Annotated in this window: 22 protein-coding genes and 1 tRNA gene; 12 read left to right on the plus strand and 11 right to left on the minus strand. The window is 53.4% G+C overall.

Features of this window, described 5'->3' with window-relative positions; all coding sequences use genetic code 11:
- Nucleotides 1–13 precede the first annotated feature (13 nt).
- From U5A05_RS15775 to U5A05_RS15805, 7 genes are all read right to left on the minus strand, one after another.
- A complete protein-coding gene (locus U5A05_RS15775) occupies nucleotides 14–1,054 on the minus strand; it encodes a homoserine dehydrogenase (protein WP_261738828.1) in 1,041 nt (346 codons plus the stop codon).
- Between the two features lie 222 nt (nucleotides 1,055–1,276).
- Nucleotides 1,277–1,714, minus strand: a complete 438-nt coding sequence (locus U5A05_RS15780; RefSeq protein WP_261738829.1) for an Lrp/AsnC family transcriptional regulator — start codon at nucleotides 1,712–1,714, stop codon at nucleotides 1,277–1,279.
- Complete coding sequence (gene thrC, locus U5A05_RS15785) at nucleotides 1,711–3,099, minus strand: threonine synthase (protein ID WP_261738830.1); 1,389 nt, start codon at nucleotides 3,097–3,099, stop codon at nucleotides 1,711–1,713. Before thrC ends, U5A05_RS15780 begins: the two co-directional genes overlap by 4 nt.
- 18 nt (nucleotides 3,100–3,117) lie before the next feature.
- The gene (locus U5A05_RS15790; protein ID WP_321833831.1) at nucleotides 3,118–4,008 is read right to left on the minus strand and encodes a LysR substrate-binding domain-containing protein; all 891 of its coding nucleotides are present in this window, start codon (nucleotides 4,006–4,008) and stop codon (nucleotides 3,118–3,120) included.
- Between the two features lie 50 nt (nucleotides 4,009–4,058).
- The gene (locus U5A05_RS15795; RefSeq protein WP_321833832.1) at nucleotides 4,059–5,498 is read right to left on the minus strand and encodes an amino acid permease; all 1,440 of its coding nucleotides are present in this window, start codon (nucleotides 5,496–5,498) and stop codon (nucleotides 4,059–4,061) included.
- A gap of 131 nt (nucleotides 5,499–5,629) precedes the next feature.
- On the minus strand, nucleotides 5,630–6,907 hold the full coding sequence (locus tag U5A05_RS15800; protein WP_321833833.1) for a cystathionine gamma-synthase family protein: 1,278 nt from the start codon (nucleotides 6,905–6,907) through the stop codon (nucleotides 5,630–5,632).
- Between the two features lie 199 nt (nucleotides 6,908–7,106).
- A complete protein-coding gene (locus U5A05_RS15805; protein WP_321833834.1) occupies nucleotides 7,107–7,514 on the minus strand; it encodes a DUF3224 domain-containing protein in 408 nt (135 codons plus the stop codon).
- Nucleotides 7,515–7,770: 256 nt separating this feature from the next.
- Between U5A05_RS15805 and U5A05_RS15810 the strand changes: the two genes are divergently transcribed.
- The 4 genes from U5A05_RS15810 (at nucleotide 7,771) to U5A05_RS15825 (ending at nucleotide 11,795) form a co-directional block, all read left to right on the plus strand.
- Nucleotides 7,771–8,517, plus strand: coding sequence for an outer membrane beta-barrel protein (locus U5A05_RS15810; RefSeq protein ID WP_321833835.1), 747 nt, complete (start codon nucleotides 7,771–7,773; stop codon nucleotides 8,515–8,517).
- Nucleotides 8,518–9,002: 485 nt separating this feature from the next.
- Entirely contained in the window at nucleotides 9,003–9,788 is a 786-nt protein-coding gene (locus tag U5A05_RS15815; protein ID WP_261738836.1) for a class I SAM-dependent methyltransferase, read from the plus strand.
- Between the two features lie 227 nt (nucleotides 9,789–10,015).
- Nucleotides 10,016–10,351 carry a hypothetical protein gene (locus U5A05_RS15820; RefSeq protein WP_261738837.1) on the plus strand — a complete coding sequence of 112 codons (336 nt, stop codon included), beginning with the start codon at nucleotides 10,016–10,018 and terminating at the stop codon, nucleotides 10,349–10,351.
- A 286-nt stretch (nucleotides 10,352–10,637) separates the two neighbouring features.
- Nucleotides 10,638–11,795: a fimbrial protein gene (locus U5A05_RS15825; protein WP_321833839.1), complete on the plus strand. Its 1,158-nt coding sequence runs from the start codon at nucleotides 10,638–10,640 to the stop codon at nucleotides 11,793–11,795.
- Between the two features lie 465 nt (nucleotides 11,796–12,260).
- Here U5A05_RS15825 and U5A05_RS15830 read toward each other — a convergent pair.
- Nucleotides 12,261–12,351 (minus strand) — tRNA-Ser (locus tag U5A05_RS15830).
- 240 nt (nucleotides 12,352–12,591) lie between these two features.
- Here U5A05_RS15830 and U5A05_RS15835 point away from each other — a divergent pair.
- The 7 genes from U5A05_RS15835 to U5A05_RS15865 all read left to right on the plus strand — a co-directional run bounded on the left by U5A05_RS15835 (nucleotide 12,592) and on the right by U5A05_RS15865 (nucleotide 16,008).
- A complete protein-coding gene (locus U5A05_RS15835; RefSeq protein WP_261738839.1) occupies nucleotides 12,592–13,263 on the plus strand; it encodes a Bax inhibitor-1/YccA family protein in 672 nt (223 codons plus the stop codon).
- Between the two features lie 110 nt (nucleotides 13,264–13,373).
- A complete protein-coding gene (gene tusD, locus U5A05_RS15840; protein ID WP_261738840.1) occupies nucleotides 13,374–13,766 on the plus strand; it encodes a sulfurtransferase complex subunit TusD in 393 nt (130 codons plus the stop codon).
- 1 nt (nucleotide 13,767) lies between these two features.
- Nucleotides 13,768–14,130 (plus strand): sulfurtransferase complex subunit TusC, encoded by a 363-nt coding sequence (gene tusC / locus U5A05_RS15845; protein WP_261738841.1) that lies wholly within the window; start codon nucleotides 13,768–13,770, stop codon nucleotides 14,128–14,130.
- Entirely contained in the window at nucleotides 14,130–14,417 is a 288-nt protein-coding gene (gene tusB / locus U5A05_RS15850; protein ID WP_261738842.1) for a sulfurtransferase complex subunit TusB, read from the plus strand. The genes tusC and tusB overlap by 1 nt, the downstream gene beginning before the upstream one ends.
- Entirely contained in the window at nucleotides 14,414–14,749 is a 336-nt protein-coding gene (locus tag U5A05_RS15855; RefSeq protein WP_261738843.1) for a TusE/DsrC/DsvC family sulfur relay protein, read from the plus strand. The genes tusB and U5A05_RS15855 overlap by 4 nt, the downstream gene beginning before the upstream one ends.
- Nucleotides 14,746–15,747 carry a glycosyl transferase family protein gene (locus tag U5A05_RS15860; RefSeq protein ID WP_261738844.1) on the plus strand — a complete coding sequence of 334 codons (1,002 nt, stop codon included), beginning with the start codon at nucleotides 14,746–14,748 and terminating at the stop codon, nucleotides 15,745–15,747. Before U5A05_RS15855 ends, U5A05_RS15860 begins: the two co-directional genes overlap by 4 nt.
- A 33-nt stretch (nucleotides 15,748–15,780) precedes the next feature.
- Nucleotides 15,781–16,008: a YheU family protein gene (locus U5A05_RS15865; protein WP_016781468.1), complete on the plus strand. Its 228-nt coding sequence runs from the start codon at nucleotides 15,781–15,783 to the stop codon at nucleotides 16,006–16,008.
- Here the strand turns inward: U5A05_RS15865 and csrA are convergent.
- Together csrA and U5A05_RS15875 are read right to left on the minus strand one after the other, a co-directional pair.
- Nucleotides 16,005–16,208, minus strand: a complete 204-nt coding sequence (csrA, locus tag U5A05_RS15870) for a carbon storage regulator CsrA (RefSeq protein WP_321833844.1) — start codon at nucleotides 16,206–16,208, stop codon at nucleotides 16,005–16,007. The genes U5A05_RS15865 and csrA overlap by 4 nt on opposite strands.
- A gap of 136 nt (nucleotides 16,209–16,344) precedes the next feature.
- Nucleotides 16,345–16,677, minus strand: a complete 333-nt coding sequence (locus U5A05_RS15875; RefSeq protein WP_261738846.1) for a YnfA family protein — start codon at nucleotides 16,675–16,677, stop codon at nucleotides 16,345–16,347.
- Nucleotides 16,678–16,879: 202 nt separating this feature from the next.
- Between U5A05_RS15875 and U5A05_RS15880 the strand changes: the two genes are divergently transcribed.
- Nucleotides 16,880–17,038, plus strand: coding sequence for a DUF3309 family protein (locus U5A05_RS15880; RefSeq protein WP_261738847.1), 159 nt, complete (start codon nucleotides 16,880–16,882; stop codon nucleotides 17,036–17,038).
- Between the two features lie 57 nt (nucleotides 17,039–17,095).
- Here the strand turns inward: U5A05_RS15880 and U5A05_RS15885 are convergent, their stop codons facing one another.
- The gene (locus U5A05_RS15885; RefSeq protein WP_261738848.1) at nucleotides 17,096–19,174 is read right to left on the minus strand and encodes an LTA synthase family protein; all 2,079 of its coding nucleotides are present in this window, start codon (nucleotides 19,172–19,174) and stop codon (nucleotides 17,096–17,098) included.
- Nucleotides 19,175–19,397 lie beyond the last annotated feature (223 nt).

Genomic DNA, 19,397 nt, shown 5'->3' on the forward strand with positions numbered 1-19,397 from the left:
GACTACTCTCCCCTTACTTACTGTAGGTGCCATGGATGGCGATGATGTCTGACAGCAATGCAAAGGCAGTCTCGATACGACCCGCTCCAGGCCCAGATACGGTGACGGCTCCCAGCAGTGCGGTATTGAACGACACCGCGTTAATGGCACCGCAAATCCCTGCGAGCGGATGGGTATTGGGCAGCAGTCGAGCCTCCACACTCGCTCGAACCGAACCATCAATTTCGCGATGTGCAGAACCGATCAGCTTCCAGCTTGCACCGTTGGCAGTTGCCTGAGCGATGTCTTCCGGGGTGATGCGGCTAATCCCGGAGCAAGCCACATCGCTGACACTCAATCGTGCATTGAGCAGTTCGTTGGCAAGGATCACCACCTTGAGGCGGACGTCAAACCCCTCCACATCGGCCGTTGGGTCAGCCTCGGCATAGCCAAGCTGTTGAGCCTGGGCGACAGCTGCGTTAAACGTCAGGCCGTCCTTCATGCGAGTCAGCACGTAATTGGAAGTCCCGTTCAGAATGCCTTCAAAACCTTGAATCTGTGCACCTGCCAGAGCTTGTCTTGCCAAGCGAATCACAGGTGTTCCGCTCATCACCGAACCCTCGTACTCGAAGGCAACACCATTGCGACGGGCCAGTTCCTTTAGCTCGGCACCGTGCAGTGCAATTGGCCCTTTATTGGTGGTCACAACATGAATGCCGCTTTCCAGAGCCCAACGACAGAACGTCGTCGCGGGCTCACCATCGACAGGGTTGGTGAAGGTGGCTTCAGCAATCATGTCGGCACCAGAATGCTTGATGATGGTTTCGTTGAACGCCTCGGCACTGCCCCCTGGCAACTGAGCGAGTGCCCCCTTCTCGCTGGGTAGAGCGACCAACTGCATGGCATCCAGCCCTTCTTTAGCAACGATGGAGCCAAGAAAAAGATCAGTAACACCGACGATTGTTATTCCAAAGCCCAGAGTTGCTTTCCACTCGGCGTTACGATCGGCGATTAGTTGCGCCAGGCCACGATTGACGCCACCAAAACCCACCAGGGCAATCTTGTATTCAGTCATGAAAGCAGTCCTCTTAGACGTTGTTTGACAGGAACATCGTAAGAGTCGGGCTCGGGCAGTTGAATATGGCAGAGTGCTGTATTTACTGGCCGTTTTGCTCGTACACAACCCTGCTCAACACGCAGAGTCCAGGTGAATAGGTGGGTTGTGGTGTGGAGAGCGCGAGGTGAATAAGAGAAGTGCACTGGACCACGAAAAATCGGGCGGCTGAAACTTCTTTGCTCAAAACACTGCCGAAAGGACAAAGGATGTGACGGTGTTTTCTACCCCGGGCATCGCAGCTATTTCCTTCCAAACAAGATGGACCCGCTCGGGAGATGCTGCATTCACGCGAAGCATCAAATCAAACTCACCACTCAAGACTTCGCACTGCACCACCTCGGGTAGCGAGCGCAGCGCAGCAAGCACTTCTTCTCCACGCATGCGGTCGTAGCGGTAAACAAAAATCACTGCACTGATCAGCGATGAAGGCCGTCTGGAATCACCGAGAAGTACTGTATACCCCTGGATGGCGCCATCGCGCTCAAGACGTTCAATGCGTTGGCGCACAGCGTTACGCGACAAATTGACCTTGGCCCCCAGCTCCACATGGGCTATTCGAGCATTGGCCGTGAGCTCGGCAAGTATGCGCTCATCCAATGGATCCAGAATGCGCTTCATACGTACCTCTGCTGCGCATACAACAGGGCCTGACGAAGGCCGTCCAGATCCCTTTTGGCCAAACCAGGGGGTTGGGTGCAAACGTCGGGAGCCGTTGGCACCGCACCCTGCCAGACACCCAGTTCGGCCAATAGCGCCGCAGACTTGCGCGGTGCAATTTGCCCAAAGGTCACCATAGGAGCCCCAAGGCTGCGTCGATGAATTCGGCCAGCCAGCACGCCTACAGCGGTATGAGGATCGACTGCAGCCCCGGTCTCACGGAATAATTTGACCACCTCCTCGCGAACCTGTTCTTCGTTGACTGCATAAGAGTCGAACAGGACTCTGGCCCGGAGCCATTGCTGGTTGCCGATACTTAACTCGCCGCAGTCCTCAAAGTGCTCCATAAGCGCCTTCGTTGAGCTGCCGTCATGTTCATAAAGCTCCCAAATGAAACGTTCCAGGTTAGAGAACAGGGAGAAATCCATCGCCGGAGATAACGTACGGTTGCTGACTTGAGTCGTGTAGCGATTGCGATGAAAAAACTGGTGAAGTGCATCGTTACTGTTGGTGGAGATAATGACCTGATTGATCGGCAATCCCATTTTCTGAGCAATGTAGCCGGCATAGATCTCGGCAGAGCTGGCCGCTGGAATACTGAAGCCGACGGGACGTGTCCCCCCGCCCAGTTGCAAGACCGCGTGAAAATAGAAAACGATCTGCGCGAGCACTCCGACCCAGTTAGTGGAGTTGAAGCAGATCGGAATTACCCCGTCCAAAGGCCAGTCACGCATAAGCCGAGAGACCAACGTCTGACAGTCATCGAAATTACCGTCTACGGGATAAAGCTGAACCCGCTCACGGTCTGCTGCTTGTAGAACAGAGAGTTGCTCAGGCGATACTCCATTGCACGGATACAGTATGGCCATGCGCGTGCGCGGGCAGTTGGCAAACGCCTCTAGCGCGGCCAACCCGGTATCACCGTTGGTCGCGCCGATGATCAGCGCCTCGCCTGCGACCTCACCCAGGAAATGCTCCACCAGGCGCGACTGCAATTGCGCAGCGAAGTCCTTGGAAGAATGGGTCGGGCCATGAAACAGCTGAAGTATCCACTCGTTGTGGCCAACCTGCTCAAGCGGGGTAATGGCGCGGTGGTTGAAGTTCCGATAGCTGTCGCTCAGCAAGCTACGCAGAGTGCTTTCGTCCATGGAAGATCCAACAAACGGCGACACCACGCGCCAGACAAGCTCATCGAATGGCAACCACGACCAGCTGGCAATCTGCTTCTCGGTGAAGACCGGCATACTGGCCGGGACATACAAACCGCCATCTGGCGCAAGCCCCGACAGCACCACACTTCGAAAGTCCGCCCTCACGTCACCGCCGCGTGTGCTTACGTAATGCATGATGACTCCAGATCAGAATTACAAAAGACGGTGGGATTGAGCCACCAGCCAAGTAGAAAAAATCGCGGCATGCGGTGATAGAACCTCGGCCTGCTCGCGCACTAGATAAAAAGACTCGCTGGCCTCGATGCGGTGATTGAATGGAGCAATCAGGTGCCCACTCTTGAGCAAATCCTCCACGACCGAAGACCGCGCCAAGGCAACGCCCTGACCCAGTTCTGCCATACGAATTGTGGAAACAAGGGTGTCAAACTGAAGACCACGGGAGTAATCGACATCGTCTGCTCCAACCCGCTTCAACCAGTACCCCCAACCTTCCTCGTACCCCAACACATGGAGCAAGGAATGGTTCATCAAATCGCGAGGCTCGCGTATCGGTGAACGGGCCATCAGCTCGGGTGAGCAAACAGGCTGGAGGATGTCCCAGGTTAATCGTTGAGAGTGCAAACCCGACCACTCACCGCTGCCCCAGCGAATCTCAAGGTCATCCTCTCCGTCAGGCTCCTTCACCCAGAGGTTGCTGATATAGCGAATGTCTATCTGAGGATAGTCCCGACAAAAATCCGCGAGCCTCGGGGCCAACCAATAGTGAAGAAAGGAAAGGCTGCCTCGCACCTTCACATGCCTTTGCTTGTGCTGACCAAAAATCTCGTTGGTACCCACTGCCAGACGACTGATTGCGTCTTGTACCACCGGCAGGTAAGACTGCCCTTCCTCGGTCATGCCAAGCCCTCGTGGCAAGCGCTTGAACAGCGCGACACCGAGATGCCCCTCCAACTGACGAATCTGCTGGCTTACTGCACCTTGAGTCAGGTGCAATTCCTCCGCTGCATGGGTGAAGTTCAGATACCGCGCCGACACCTCGAATGCCCTTAGCCAGTTCAAGGGCGGTAGTGATTTTTGACTCATCGGCGCAACCTCTTGGGGACTTATCTTTGCTCAATCATGGCCTGAGCCATTCACGCCGCACCAGCGCAATGATTTGCAGCTGCTGCTAATGCCAACCGCTCCTCACGCTTCTTGCGAGTAATCCAGTAAACGAAGTAGCACCACGCGATAAACGGCAGACCAAAGTAAAGCGCTACTCGCTGCTCAGGATCAAAAGCAATGCCGACGCAAGCCATCAAGCAACACAACAGAGCACCAAGAGGTACCCAAGGGTAGCCGCGCACGCGGAAATGCAGATCTTCGACTCGCCCGCCATTGGCGACGTATTGGCGTCGGAAGGCGATTTGGCTGGCGGCGATGCTCATCCAGACGATCACCACCGCGAGACCCGAAATCGACACCAGTGCCAAATACACCGTATCAGGGGCAAGTACACTGCTGAGCAGAGATGCCATGGCGCCCACCATGCTCAGGATAATGGCGTTGACCGGCGTGCCCCGCTTCGAAAGCTTGACGTAGCGTTTAGGCATGTGACCTTGATCACTCAACGTCCAAAGCATGCGCGAAGCGGCATAGAGCCCCGAGTTAGCGGCGGAAATCAAAGCCGTGAGGATCACAAAGTTCATAATGTCTGCTGAATACGGGATGCCAATCAGCTCGAACACCATCACGAACGGACTTTCTATCACTCCCGCCTGCTCGCGGGGCAACAAGGTCGCAAGTACGAAAATCGTACCCACGAAGAACAGCGCTAAACGCACTACCGTCGTGCGAATCGCCTTGGGCACACTTGTCTGTGGGTCCTGCGTTTCACCTGCTGCAATCCCGATAAGTTCTGTCCCGGAAAACGCGAAGGAGACGGCCAGAAGTGTCATTGCAATCGGCAGAAAGCCTGTCGGAAATAGCCCTTCACGGGTAAAGTTCGAAAGCCCGGCACCCTGTAAATGCTGGACTTGGAAGAGCCCGCAAATAGCCCCACCACCAATGACTATGAATGTAATGACGGTCAGCACTTTAATGAGCGAAAGCCAGAATTCGGTCTCTGCAAACAACCGAACAGAAACAACATTACTTAAAAAAACCGCAATGGCAAAAACCGCACTCCAGATCCAGACTGGCGTGTCCGGGAACCACCGAACCATCAGGATACCCGCAGCCGTAAATTCAGAGCCAATCGCGACTGCCCACGTGAGCCAATACAGCCAGGCCACCGTATAGCCTGTTCCAGGGCCGAGGTATCGGGTTGCATAGCTGCTAAAAGAGCCGGTCTCTGGCATCTGTACCGCCAACTCACCAAGACAGACCATTACCAGATACACCATCACCGCACCGATGATGTAGGCAATCACTGCGCCGAGCGGTCCGGCCTGATTAACGGTGTAGCCGGAGGTAAGGAATAATCCCGTACCGATTACGCCACCCAACGCCAACATGACAATGTGCCGGGTTTGCATTTCTTTCTTGAAGTTCAAGCTTGGATCGGACTGATCACTATGTGTCTGGATGGTCATTGCTATGTTCTCATGAAATGTTCGGACAACAATTTCTTGCAGCCGACTATTAGGCAGCACAATGAAGTTGCCGCGAATTGTTATTGTTTTCACTATTCATGAACAACTACCCGGCACTAAAGCCGGGAGTCTTATTGCCTTTGGATTCCCACTTCAGCAAAACGCTGAACACTTCCAGCTTGCAGGTTTGCACGCCCTTGTTTATCGCGAACCCATGCAAAAGCTTGTTTAAGATCCGCCAACAGATCGGCCGTATCTTCAATACCTACGGAGACCCTGACCAAGCCTTCGGAAATCCCGAGCGCCTCGCGTTCCTCCAAGGTGTTTTCTACATGACTGGTTGTCCGTGCCGGCCCATAAATGGTTTCAACCGCTCCCAAGTTACCCGCCCGATGTGCGTACTTGAGCTGCGGTAACAGGCAAGTCACTGTGTCCATGCCCCCTACCAACACAAAACTGACTATTGCGCCAAACCCGCGCATCTGCGAGCGAGCAATCGCGTGACCTGGATGTTGAGGTAGTCCCGGATAATTAACAGATTCCACTAACGGCTCGGAGCACAGGTATTCGGCCAGTGCTTGCGCGCTCACCTGTTGCTGGCGAAGACGCAACGCCAGAGTCTTGATCCCCCGAATAACGAGATAAGCCGAGAATGGATCCAGTGAGGCCCCGTTGATTTCGCGGTAATGGCGAACCTGGGACATAAGATCCTCGTTGCCGCAGACCACACCGGCGAGCACATCGCCATGCCCGGACAAAAATTTTGTAGCACTGTGCACGACCACATCGACCCCGAGAGCAAGGGGGTTCTGATTCAAAGGTGTTGCGAACGTATTGTCTGCGATAACCAGAGCGCCAACCTGCTTCGCCGCCGCCACAAGACGTCGAATATCCAGAACCTTCAGTGTTGGGTTCGTGGGTGTTTCCAGGTAGAGGACATTGCAGCCTTTATGGATTTGCTGCTCGATTGCTTCTGCGTTGAGGGTATCGCACAGCGTGACCTCAACTCCCATGCGGGGAAGGAACTCTTCAAAAATCTTGTTTGTGCCACCGTAGCTGTCACGGGTAGAAACCACGCGCTGACCACAGGAAAGGAAGGTCTGCAGCACACCACTGATTGCAGCCATCCCGGTACTGAAAGCGACAGCGGACTCTGCACCTTCCAGTTCGCAGAGTTTGTCCTCCAGAACAGAAACCGTAGGGTTGCTCATACGGCTATAGATAAAGCCAGGCTGTTTACCCAGCGCTACGTCATACCACTCATCGATGTCATGGTAACCGTAGGCGGCACTGACCACGATGGGGGTCTGGGTTGCGTTGTAAGGATGCTGAACCTGCTCCCCTCCCCACACCACTCGCGTCCCCAAACCAGCGCCCTGGTTCAAGCCGGGATTTAATTTGTCATCCATAAGTCTGTCTCGCATCGATGGAACACACATGTTCCGATTGGGCTTGCGATGACTATATGGAAGGGTTGAGCGTGTGAAAAATCATGTTATCCGGGGCTAAGGGGGGCTTTTTTTAATGGATGCATACCAACAGCCTGAATTGCCCCGGGCACCGTAGCCCCTGATGCCTCAGGGGCGGTGCCCTTTACGACTGGTTAAATTATTCGAGGTGGTAACTCAACCAAATATGGTGCGTTCCATCGGTATCAATTGTGATCCCTCCTGTCCCTGATATCCCTTTCAAACCATCCGTACCACTGCCGCCAACTATGCAGAAAAACTCATCTGAACGATCAACCCCGGTAGTAGAGGCGCAATGAATGAAATTAAAGGAACCCTCAACCCCATTCACCGTACCCTTGAAGCTCTCCATCGCGATGTAACTACCCTTTCTTGACGCTTGGTCGAACGCCGCAGTAAAGGCCGTTGAAGAAACTCCATCGATAGCTCCTGTATAGGACTTTTCCATAGTGCTGATCGACACGGGTAAGCCGGTTGTAATTTCGAGCGTGGGAGTCAGGGCAATTGGTTTGAAATTCCTGGTGGCAAAAGTGGCTCGCGCTTCCATTCGGATCAGTCCTGTTCCATATGAGTTGGGCGGTCATTCTACCCTTCCCCGGCGTCCTGCCGAACGAACACTAACCAAAAATAGTTCTGCGCAAGCACAACGGATTCGAGGTCGAAAAAACTCCGGCAGACCAGCGAAATCAAAACTTGATTCGGGGCAATTGTTAGCTTTTTTATCGATATTTCCTGAACTTTTCATAACCTTTATATCTAAACGGTCGTAACCATTTTTATCCACGTCATGGAGACATTCGCGAATGCTTACTGCAAAACTGCTGCGTCACACCTGTGCTCTAGCGCTGTTCAGCGCACCAATGGCAGTGATGGCCGCCCCAAGCACCGACCCCCTCTTCACCATCGGCCTACTGGGTTCCTACAGCGATTTCAAGTTTGAAGGCGGTCGCGAGTCTGACAAGGAACACATGGGCCAGGGCGGTGTGTTCGCCAACTTTGGTAACAAAATGACCGCCGAATCCGGTTTCATCTACCAGATTGGTGGTGAAGCCAAATACAGCAAGAAGAATGACAACAAGCTCAAGGAAGCCCAAGCCGACCTCGACCTTGGCTGGCGCACTGCGCTGGATGCCCGCAACTTTGTCGACGTGATAGTCGGTGGCGGTTATGGCTGGACCCGTTTCGAGCCTGAGATCAACGATCTGGACACAAAACTGACCCTTAAATCGCCATTTGCCAAGGCAGCACTGGGCTACAACCACCAGTTCGACACCTCTACCCTTCGCGTAGAGGTGGGTGCCCGTCACACTATCGATGGACGCGCACGCCTGAAGGTCGACGGCTTCGGCAGCGATAGCGTCGACATGAAAGACCGTACCAACCCTTACGCAGAAGTTTCGCTACTGATGAACCAAAAGGGTGCCATGCCGATCAATGCGGGGGTGTACTACACCCGTTCGGAGTACAAGATCGACGAGGATTCGCCGGTTGCCGACAACACCAAACTCAAGCGTGACGAGTTCGGCGTGAAAGTCGGCCTGGCGTTCTGACCCCATCTGGCAGGCCCCGTTAGCTGAAGGGGCCTGCACCGGCCGCACCGCCGCGGCTCCCCTACTTCATTAAATCAGTAGTGATACAGGTCTGGCTGCTGCCCGCGCAGAGCCAGCTTTTGTCACCATGACTTCCTTCGCCTACTCGCACACCCTTCAAGCTTGTTTCCCTACAGGCCGCTAAATTCAAGCACGCAGATTCAATATGAATTCACTCAATGCGAAAGCATTTCACCCGTCCGTCCATTCAAAGACGGCACAACGTCTTCTCCATACAAAAACCTAACTTACCTGCTACAACAATAGTTTCACATATACCTGCCAACACAAAAAAATATAGAAGATTATCCAAATATCGCATAAATAAAAATCTGTAAACCTTTAACAGCGATCTACACTTGGTGTTCACCCTACCTTCAGCCAAGCCTGCCATCCCTGTACCAAAAACCCAGAACTATAGAGCACCCTACCGGAGAAACATCAACATGGACGTTTATGGCGAACTTATATTCAATCAAAATCAGCACAATGAACTTGAGCGACTGAACCATATAACCACTGCATTTGACTCTATTACAAAAGAACATATCACCCAGCTCAACCTTCCTTTAAATTCAAGATGCCTTGATATCGGTTCGGGCACAGGAAGCATCGCGTCATGGCTCTCAGTCCACTCCCAGCAAAGAAATTTCGAGGTAATGGCACTAGACCGTGACGGACAATTTTTACCAAAGCAAGCTTCCGCCCATAACAATTTTACGGTTCTGAAATCGGACATATCCAAGGCCCACTCACTGGGTGAGTTTGATTTAATTCATGCTCGCCTCGTCCTGATCCATCTTCGCGACCGATCAGAAGTATTAGAAAAACTTGTGTCATGGTTAAAACCTGGCGGATGGATCATCCTATCTGAATTTATTGATACCAGCACGACGAAACCACGCCCTTCAGCCTATAGCAAAACCATGAAAACCATGTGGGAGGTTCTATACAAAACCATTGGCACAGACTGTAACTGGGGCAACAGCCTACCGGACAACTTCAACGCACTTGGTCTAAAGAAACTGGGCAATTCATTACATTACCCACCCCTGAGTAGCGGATCACCCATTTCAGCCTTTTGGTGCCTGACTTGGATGCAGATGAAACATCACTTACTCACCACAGGCGGTCTACATATTGATACTTATACGCAAGCTATACACAACCTCAATGCAGGAAAGGTCGCGGATTTATCTCCAGGATTAATCACATGCTGGGGACAGCGATAAATACTGGCTACTCAGACAGACCGAATAAATAATCGCGAGTACAGGCGCCTTATCCGCGCCAGGATGCTTCTGAAGGAGCTGGCGGCGCAGCGCTATGGATCTGGGGCGCGGACGAACATAGCCTTCACAAACGACACAGGTGTCAAAAGTATCAAAAGCTCGAGCCCTTCGGGTATGGTGTCTGCGCCCGATAATTGGATCCGGGCTCTATTCCATGGAGTAACACCGTGAAGTTGTTTAGTAAAGTCATCGCTTCTGCAGTATGTGGTTTGGTTCTTGCTGGCTGCACCGGTACCGCGATGAAGACTCATCAGTACGATAGCAACCAGTACACCGTCGTTGGCCACAGTGAAGCAAGCGCTACGGGCCTGATGCTTCTCGGCCTGATTCCGATTGGTCAGAACAACCGTTTTGTTCGCGCGCAGAATTCTGCAATCCAGGCAAAAGGTGGCGATGCGCTGATCAATACTCAAGTGCAGGAAAAGTGGTTCTGGGCCTGGGTTCTTAACGGCTACACCACCACCGTCTCTGGCGATGTGATCAAGCTGAAAACCGCTAATTAAGCTGCGCTCGGTTTGAGGAAGCCCGGCTCGCCGGGCTTTTCTGTTTCTGGTGGCAGGGGATTGCCCTTGAAGCTGCCATCTTGGAACTTCGGGTGGTCAGGCGTATTTCAGCACATTTCAAGACTTGTTCGGAAATCCCCTCAACCGCGTTTTCATAGCATGCCCCAGTATTTTGATGCTGGGACAGTATGTAAAAATCTGGGCGACAAGACTTTTCTCTCTTACGAGAAATAACCGATAGAAAACAAGACCTTTCTTGGTTTAACTGCTGATAAAAAACTATAGCATGATGTGGTTTTTACCAAATCCAATAAATGAGCAATTACCACAACCCAATGACCAGTTTAACCCTAACCCCCCAACACTTCCGGTGCAATTATACAATTTTATGAGCTTCTCAAAAAATATCAACAAGTACCTAGCCGTTTGTATACTCGGCACTCTCTTACTATTTCAAAAGTCTGCGCTCGCTGACTGCGGCTGGATGCTTCCTGGGACACAATACTATACGGATATCGACCGCCCTATAAACATACAATTCGGTACAATCTACGTGCCGCGAGACCTTGCCGACGGTAAAGATATAACAAGTGAAATCAAAGCCTCTTTTGAAGATGGACCCTACCATCTTTTTTGCTTCGGCAATGGATCTGTGAAGATGAATGGAGACAATCCACTCGTACCGGGTTCAGCATACACTTACCAGACAAACATCCCTGGAGTAGGCATTAAATATCGTGTCAATGATATTTATCCACCAGCTTGGTTTACACAAACAGAAGAATATCCACGTCTACCACTGAGAATTAGATCAGGCTGGCTTGATAGACGAGTAACAGAATTGCCTTATATCTATGCGACATTAGTAAAAACCGGCCCAATTGCCGTAGGGGCACATACAATATCCTCTACAAAAATCTCAGCGTTTGCCGATCAGGGAAAAACCTCATGGCGGATGTTCACAGGAACGGTTTCAGGAACCATTATTCGCTCAGAATGCACATTGCCGACGGCCTCCAAGACGATCACTGTCCTTATGGGCGCAGCTAGACGAACCGACTTTAGCGGAAAAAACAGTGTATTAGACGCCCGGGATATTCAGATCCCTCTGACGGATTGCATGGGTGACTCTTCGGTAAAAAATCGTCAACTTACCAAGATTCATTTACGTCTCGACGGAGTAAAAGGGTCCACGAGTCTCGACGCCACGCGAGGCATTCTCGGGTTAACAACCGACTCAGTCGCCAGCGGCCTAGGCGTTCAAGTACTAAAATCCGATAACACTGCCTTCCCTCTGAACGTCGCCAAAGAAGTCATAACGTTAGTACCAGGTGCTACAACAATTAAACTTAAAGCACGCTATATCCAGACCAGTTCAGACCCACAAGGACCTCAACCTGGAACGGCGAATGCAGCTGCCAATTTTACGCTTACTTATCAGTAGTAACCTCTGCCGAAGCTACCAGCCCATATATGTATGGTAGGGCTGGATGTTCGCGCATCCGGCTTCGGACGCTCCTTTTACCTTGTGGCAGAAATTTCTTTGACGTATGCCTCGCAGATCTGCGAAATCAGTCGTTGATCACCAATTTTGAGCATGCACAGGGGCAGCTGGGCTCTATGGGCGCCATAAACCACGCCGCCGGCGCGGGTGGATAGAAAGGCGCAAGAACGGCAAAGTGTGGGTTAGCTATTACTACAGGGATGCCACTGGCAAGAAGATCCCACCGGGAAGCGACTTGAACAAGGCCCGCTTGAAGCGGCCCGAACTGGAGGCGAAGGAAAAACCGGGAGACCGCCAAGCCCTCGAAATAGGCAAAGTTTCGGAACTCATGCCTATTCTTCTGTTTTCAGTCCCAAACCCCAGAAACGACAAAGCCCCGACGAGTCGAGGCTTTATCTTTAAATTTGGCGGGAAACCAGGGATTCGAACCCTGGGAACGCTATTAACGTTCGCCGGTTTTCAAGACCGGTGCATTCAACCACTCTGCCAATTTCCCGTACTTCAAACTCAACAACCGCTAGCGTGCAAGTAAAAAGTACCAGAGATAAGACCCCCGTACCTGATACAATCGGCGGCTTCAGACTTTCGCCTTAAACCATCCAGCCACACTGCCTACCGTTGTTGCGGGCGCCATAATACCTGAATGAAACACGTTGTCAAACTCTCTTGATCGCTTGTTTCAGAGCCTCTGCTATGATCTTTGCTACTTAACATTTCCAACCACAGGAGTATCGCCATGCGCGAACAGGATTACGCCGTTAATAACAGCGTGCAGGCCGAGCAGCTAGAAGTTAGCCGCGTCCTGCGCAACACGTACGGTTTGCTGGCCCTTACCCTCGCTTTCAGCGGTGTGATGGCTTATGTCTCGCAGCAGATGCGGGTCGGTTACCCTAATATTTTTGTTGTACTGATCGGTTTTTACGGTCTGTTTTTCTTGACCAACAAGCTTCGTGATTCGGCATGGGGCCTGGTGTCCGCTTTTGCCCTGACCGGTTTCATGGGTTTCTTGCTGGGCCCGATTCTGAATCGTTTCCTGGGCATGCAGGGCGGCGCCGAGGTGGTTAGTTCGGCATTTGCAATGACGGCCCTGGTGTTTGGCGGCCTGTCTGCCTATGTGCTGATCACTCGCAAGGACATGAGCTTCCTGGGCGGTTTTATCACTGCCGGTTTCTTTGTTCTGCTGGGCGCGACACTGGCGAGCTTCTTCTTCCAGATCAGCGGCCTGCAACTGGCGATCAGCGCTGGCTTCGTACTGTTCTCTTCGGTCTGCATTCTGTTCCAGACCAGCGCCATCATTCATGGCGGTGAGCGCAACTACATCATGGCCACCATCAGCCTGTATGTGTCGATCTACAACCTGTTTATCAGCCTGCTGCAAATTTTCGGCATCATGAGCCGCGACGACTGATCGACATCCGCTACGCAAAAGCCCGCTTCGGCGGGCTTTTTGTTGTCTGCTGCAAGCATCTTGAGGCATCTGGCTTTATCATTGCCGCAGATTTGCTGACAGAGCCCACCATGAAATTTGCCATTGCCCTTTATTCTGCGGCCCATGCGCCCTCTTCCCGCCGAGCCCTACGCTTTGCCGAGGCAGCGCTGGCTAGCGGCCATGAAATTGTTCGGTTGTTCTTCTATCAAGATGGCGTGCACAGCGCTTCGAGCAATATTGTGACGCCGCAAGACGAGCAGGATATCGCGCAACAATGGGCGACGTTCGTCAGCCAGCATCAGCTCGATGGTGTGGTCTGCATTGCCGCCGCCTTGCGCCGTGGCGTGCTGAATGAAGACGAAGCCGCACGCTACCAACGGCCCGGGGTCAACCTGAAAGCTCCGTGGGAGTTGTCGGGACTTGGGCAATTACACGATGCCATTCAAACGGCTGATCGACTGATCTGCTTCGGAGGGCCTTGATATGTCCAAGTCGCTGTTGATTATCAGCCGACAGGCGCCCTGGTCTGGCCCCGGCGCGAAGGAAGCACTGGATATTGTGCTGGCAGGCGGTGCGTTTGATCTGCCGATTGGCCTGCTGTTTTTGGATGACGGTATTTTTCAGCTGCTGGCGAATCAAAATGCCGCCGCCATTGAGCAGAAGAACCTCTCGGCCAACCTGCAAGCCCTGACCATGTTCGGCGTAGACGATTTGTATGCCTGCAACCACAGTTTGAGCGAACGCGGCATCACTCCCGCAGGGCTTGCGGTAGCTGATGTGCAGTCGCTGTCGACTGAAGAAGTCCGCGCACTTATTGACCGTTACGACCAAGTGATCACTCTCTGATGTCGACCCTACACGTTCTGAGCCACTCACCCTTTTCCGACACCCGTCTGGGTAGCTGCCTGCGCTTGCTGGGTAGCGACGATGCCTTACTGCTTAGCGGTGACGCGGTATATGCCGTACTGCCTCAAGGCAGCGCTCTGACGCCCCTTCAGGAGAAAACCGTGTTTATCCTTGAAGAGGACTTGCTGGCGCGCAACCTTGATTGCCCGCAATGGGCAACATGTGTGGATTACCCGGCCTTCGTCGAACTGTCGATTCGTTATGACAAGGTCAACAGCTGGCTATGAATACGCTCACACTCAATGGTAAAAATATCGAGTTGGACAAAGACGGCTACTTGCTCGATCTCAACGATTGGTCTGCCGAGGTTGCTCAGGCATTGGCCGCGCAAGCAGGGCTTGAGTTAAGCCCTGAGCACTGGGAAATCCTCGAGCTGCTGCGCAGCTTCTATCAGGAGTTTGAGCTGTCGCCTGCCACGCGCCCGCTAATCAAGTACACCGCGCTTAAACTGGGGCCTGACAAAGGCAACAGCCTGCACCTCAACCGACTGTTTAATGGCACCCCAGCCAAACTCGCCGCTAAGCTGGCGGGCCTGCCCAAGCCGACCAATTGCCTATGAACACTCCCGCTGCGCTGACTCTCGAAACTCCAGCCGAACACCCTTTTGCGCAATTTGTGCGCATCCTGGGCAAAGGCAAACGTGGTGCCCGCAATCTGACCCGCGAAGAAGCTCGCGAGGCAATGGGTATGTTGCTCGACGAAAAAGCAGAAGACACGCAATTGGGCGCCTTCCTGATGTTGCTGCGGCACAAGGAAGAAAGCCCCGAGGAAATGGCCGGTTTCACTGAGGCAGTGAGGGAGCGTCTGATGGCGCCCGCGATCAGTGTCGACATTGACTGGCCGACTTACGCAGGTAAAAAACGGCACCTGCCCTGGTATCTGTTGGCCGCCAAGTGCCTGGCGCAAAATGGCGTGCGTATTTTTATGCATGGCGGTGGCGCCCATACCGCGGGCCGACTGTACAGCGAGCAACTTCTCGACGAGCTGGCCATTCCACTGTGCCGCAACTGGCAAAGCGTTAGCGAGGCTCTGGATACAGGCAACCTGGCATTTATGCCACTGCAGGACTGGGCGCCGCAATTGCAGCGCATGATTGATCTGCGTAACACCTTGGGCCTGCGTTCGCCGATTCACTCACTGGCACGCATTCTTAACCCGTTGAGTGCCCGCTGCGGCCTGCAAAGCATCTTCCACCCTGGGTATCAAAGCGTGCATCGTGAGGCTAGCGGGTTGCTGGGGGACACCAGCATTGTGGTCAAAGGCGATGGCGGCGAAGTTGAAATCAATCCCGACACCCTGAGCCATCTTTACGGCACTACGGCGGGAGTCAGTTGGGACGAAGAGTGGCCGGCATTGTCTGCGCAACGTCACGTAAAACCGGCGTCGCTGGAGCCCGAGCACCTTAAGGCGCTATGGCGTGGCGAAGTTGAAGACAGCTACCCGCAACTGGCCCTGCTCTCGACTATGGCCCTGGCATTACGCGGGCTGGGTACACCGCGGGAGCAAGCCTTTGAGCTGGCACAGCGCTATTGGGATAACCGTGACAAATCGATTTAAGCGCATTGCACCCGCCCACTTACGAGAAACCCCATGCTTATTCCTTACGACCAGCTTGAACCTGACACCCTCACCCGTCTGATCGAAGACTTCGTAAGTCGCGATGGCACTGACAACGGCGATGACACCCCCCAGGAGACCCGTGTGCTGCGGGTTCGGCATGCACTGAGCAAAGGCCAGGCGGTCATTTTCTTTGACCTCGAAAGCCAGCAATGCCAGCTCATGCCCAAGCACGCAGTGCCAAAAGAGTTCTTTGATTAACCCTTGGCAAGGGGACCAATGACCAGGCGCCCTGCCCGCTGGCTTTTTATCCGCTCATAAATCTCTGATCGATGAACACTGACATGCTTGGGGGCCTCGACCCCCAAACGAATGCTGTTGCTGTTCACAGCAATGATGCACACGTAAATGTCTTGCCCGATTGAAATACGCTCACCGGCAGCACAACTCAGTATCTGCATGACTCTTATCCTGAAGGGTGGGTAGCCACAAAGACTGCACGGCATAAAATCACCCTTCAATCCCTACAAGAGAATTCAGCGCAGGCCTACTACTGCATCGGTTAACTCCTACAGCGCAGTCGCCGAATCGTGTCTTTTACGGCGTTGAAAAGCGCGGCCCCAGCAAGATAATGGTCGCGCCAATCACACACAGCCCAACCCCTATCCAGTCAGAGCTCAACGGTCGTACACGCTCCACGACCGCCAGCCAGGCAATGGACGTCACAATATAAATCCCGCCATAAGCGGCATAGGCGCGCCCGGCATAGGTCGCCTCGATTTTTGTCAACAGCAGGGCAAACAGCACCAGGCTCAACAGCGCGGGCAATGCCCACCATGCGCTCTTGCCTTGGCGCAACCACATCCAAAAGCCATAGCAACCGGCAATTTCAAACAGAGCTGCCAAAAAAAACCAAACGTAATTAAGCATGCGTGATGCCTCCGGATATGCAGCGCGCCACCCTACCTGCGGGCTGGCTGGCGATCAAGACAGAACTGTTTTTGAGCCCAAGGTAGAAAAAGTTGAATTATTCACCTGGCAGTCGAGTCGGATTTTGTAAGCACTGCCCATCCTTGTTCCTAAAGCGGCGCCCCGTAGAACTTCAACGTTGACGGAACACATCAAGAAGGAAATGCCCATGACCACGATTCTTCTGATCATCCTGATTTTGCTGCTAGTTGGCGGGCTCCCTGTGTTCCCGCACTCAAAGAGCTGGGGGTATGGACCCTCGGGCATCATCGGGACCGTGCTGGTTGTACTGTTGATATTGCTTTTACTCGGCAAAATTTGACGCCCGTAACACAATAAAAAAGAGGCCCTAAGGCCTCTTTTTTATTCACATGGCTGATTACTTCGGATCAGCCACACCTGCGGTGTTATCCAGCAGGCTTTTGGTCGCGGTTTGCAGGAAGGATTCGAGCTTCTGTTTAAGCACGGCTTCGTCCGGCGAATCGGTCACCACTTTGGCTTCAGCATTGGCACCCAACTTGTACTGCCAAATCTTGGGCGGCATATCCTTGGGCTGAACCAGCAACTGGTCGTCACTGATGATCGCCACTGTCTGGTCATTGCCAGACGGCTTGATCACACCGCTGCCCTTGTCGCCTTCAGGCAGAGTGAGCAGGTCACGACCCCAGCATTGCTGACGGAACTCGCCACCCAAACGGCCCATGATGGTTGGCACGATGTCGACCTGAGTCCCCACAATGTCAGTACGGGCCCCAAATTTTTCCTGAATGCCAGGACCGATCAGCAGCAATGGCACGTTAAAACGCCCAAGGTCCATCTCGGATATCTGCTGTTCGTTGCCGAAGCCGTGGTCACCGACCACCACAAACAGGGTTTCCTTGAAATATGGCTCTTTGCGCGCTTTTTCGAAGAACTGGCCCAACGCCCAGTCCGAGTAACGCATCGCGGTCAAATGCTCGTTGAGCGAACCACGATCCGTCACCGGCTCAACCGGCAACGGCGTAGGCAAGGCATACGGCGTGTGGTTGGACAGGGTTTGCAGCAACGCATAGAAAGGCTCTTTGCCTTCACGCTTTTTCAGCTCTTCCAGGCCACGATTGAACATGTCCTGATCGGACACGCCCCAAGTAGGATCAGAGAACACCGGGTCAACGAAATCGTTACGACCAACAAAAGTGGTCATCCCCTGGTTGCTGAAGAAACCTGACTGGTTGTCCCAGGCAAAATCGCCGTTGTAGACATACACGTCATCGAACTTGCGTGCGCTAAGCAGCTCTGGCAGGCCAGACAGCTTGTGGCTGCCTTCCGGGGTCTGCATCAGGTATTCAAAGCCCGGCAGGTTCGGGAAGCAGGCCATGGTGGCAAACATGCCCTGGTGGGTATGGGTGCCGTTGGAGAAGAAGCGCTCAAACAGCAAGCCTTCCTTGGACAGGTTGTCGAAGTACGGCGTGATATTGCCCGGACGACCTAGCGCGCCCACCGAGTGACCGGCGAAGCTTTCCATCAGGATCACGACAACGTTCTTGATCGGCAGGGTTTTTTCCGCAGGCGGCGTGGTATCACGACGTACAGCAGCAGTGTCCGGATCGACCAGCTTGTCGTTCGCGGTCAGCAACATATCGCGCACGGTTTGTTGAGCTACCGGCTGTTCCAGCGTGGCCTTCCAGGTATTGGCGCGGTCATCACCGAAGCGGCTTTTGGCTGCTGCAATCAGGGACAGAGAGCCGTTCAGACCCAATTGGTTAGCGAAGTTGGAGTCTGTTGTGTAGGCATCACCCCAGCGCAGCGGAGGACCTTGGCGCAAAGTACCGCGAGCAGCCACCACACACACCAACAGCAGCACCACAAACACCGCAACGCGGCCATACCAAGGCGCTACGGCACGGGATCCGCCTGCAGTAGCCACGGTCGAGCTGGAGCGAGTTACGCGGTCAGCGCCTCGGAAGGCAAAGTACAAAATGACGGTGCCAACAGCCCAGGCCAGCAGGTAACGCACGACCGGGAAGCCATACCAGAGCATGCTCATCACGGTTTTCGGGTCTTCCTTCACGTACTGGAAAACCAGACCGTTAAGGCGTTGATGGAATTCACGATAGAAGTCCATCTCCATCAGGCCCAGAAACAGCGCCAGGCTGCTGGCAGCAGTCAGCCAGAAGCGCAGCACGCCGCGCGCAGCCATTGCCTTGACGCTGAGCAGCGCCAGCAGCAGAGGAATGCTGAAGTAGACAACAATACGAATGTCAAAACGCAAGCCGTTGGCGAACGCTTCAAGGAAAGTAGAGGCCGGGGTATCGAGGATCATTTCCCGGTTATAAACCAGCAATGCCACCCGCAGCAGGGTGAACATCACCATCATGATCAAGGCACAGAGCAGCGTAAACGCCAGATGCGATTTGACAGTCGGTTGCAACATACGCGTGGCCGCGTGTTGTTGTCTTGGGGCGTCCGGGTTTGCCATGTCGTTTTAGGACCCATTGGTTCAAGTTGAAGTGGCTTTATCACCGGTGGCTTGCCACGGGTGCATCGCTCTCTATTACGCAAAATTTGGCCGTCGACTGACTGCTAAATACCAAGCCAGAGCCGTTTAACGAGTCGATCGAGCAGAAAAATGCGCGCGAATTGTCTTAAAGATACCGTGAAAATTTCGTGCAGAGCACATTTTGAAACATAAAAAAGGGCCA

This window comes from Pseudomonas kulmbachensis (genome assembly GCF_963681935.1).
GTDB lineage: Bacteria > Pseudomonadota > Gammaproteobacteria > Pseudomonadales > Pseudomonadaceae > Aquipseudomonas > Aquipseudomonas kulmbachensis.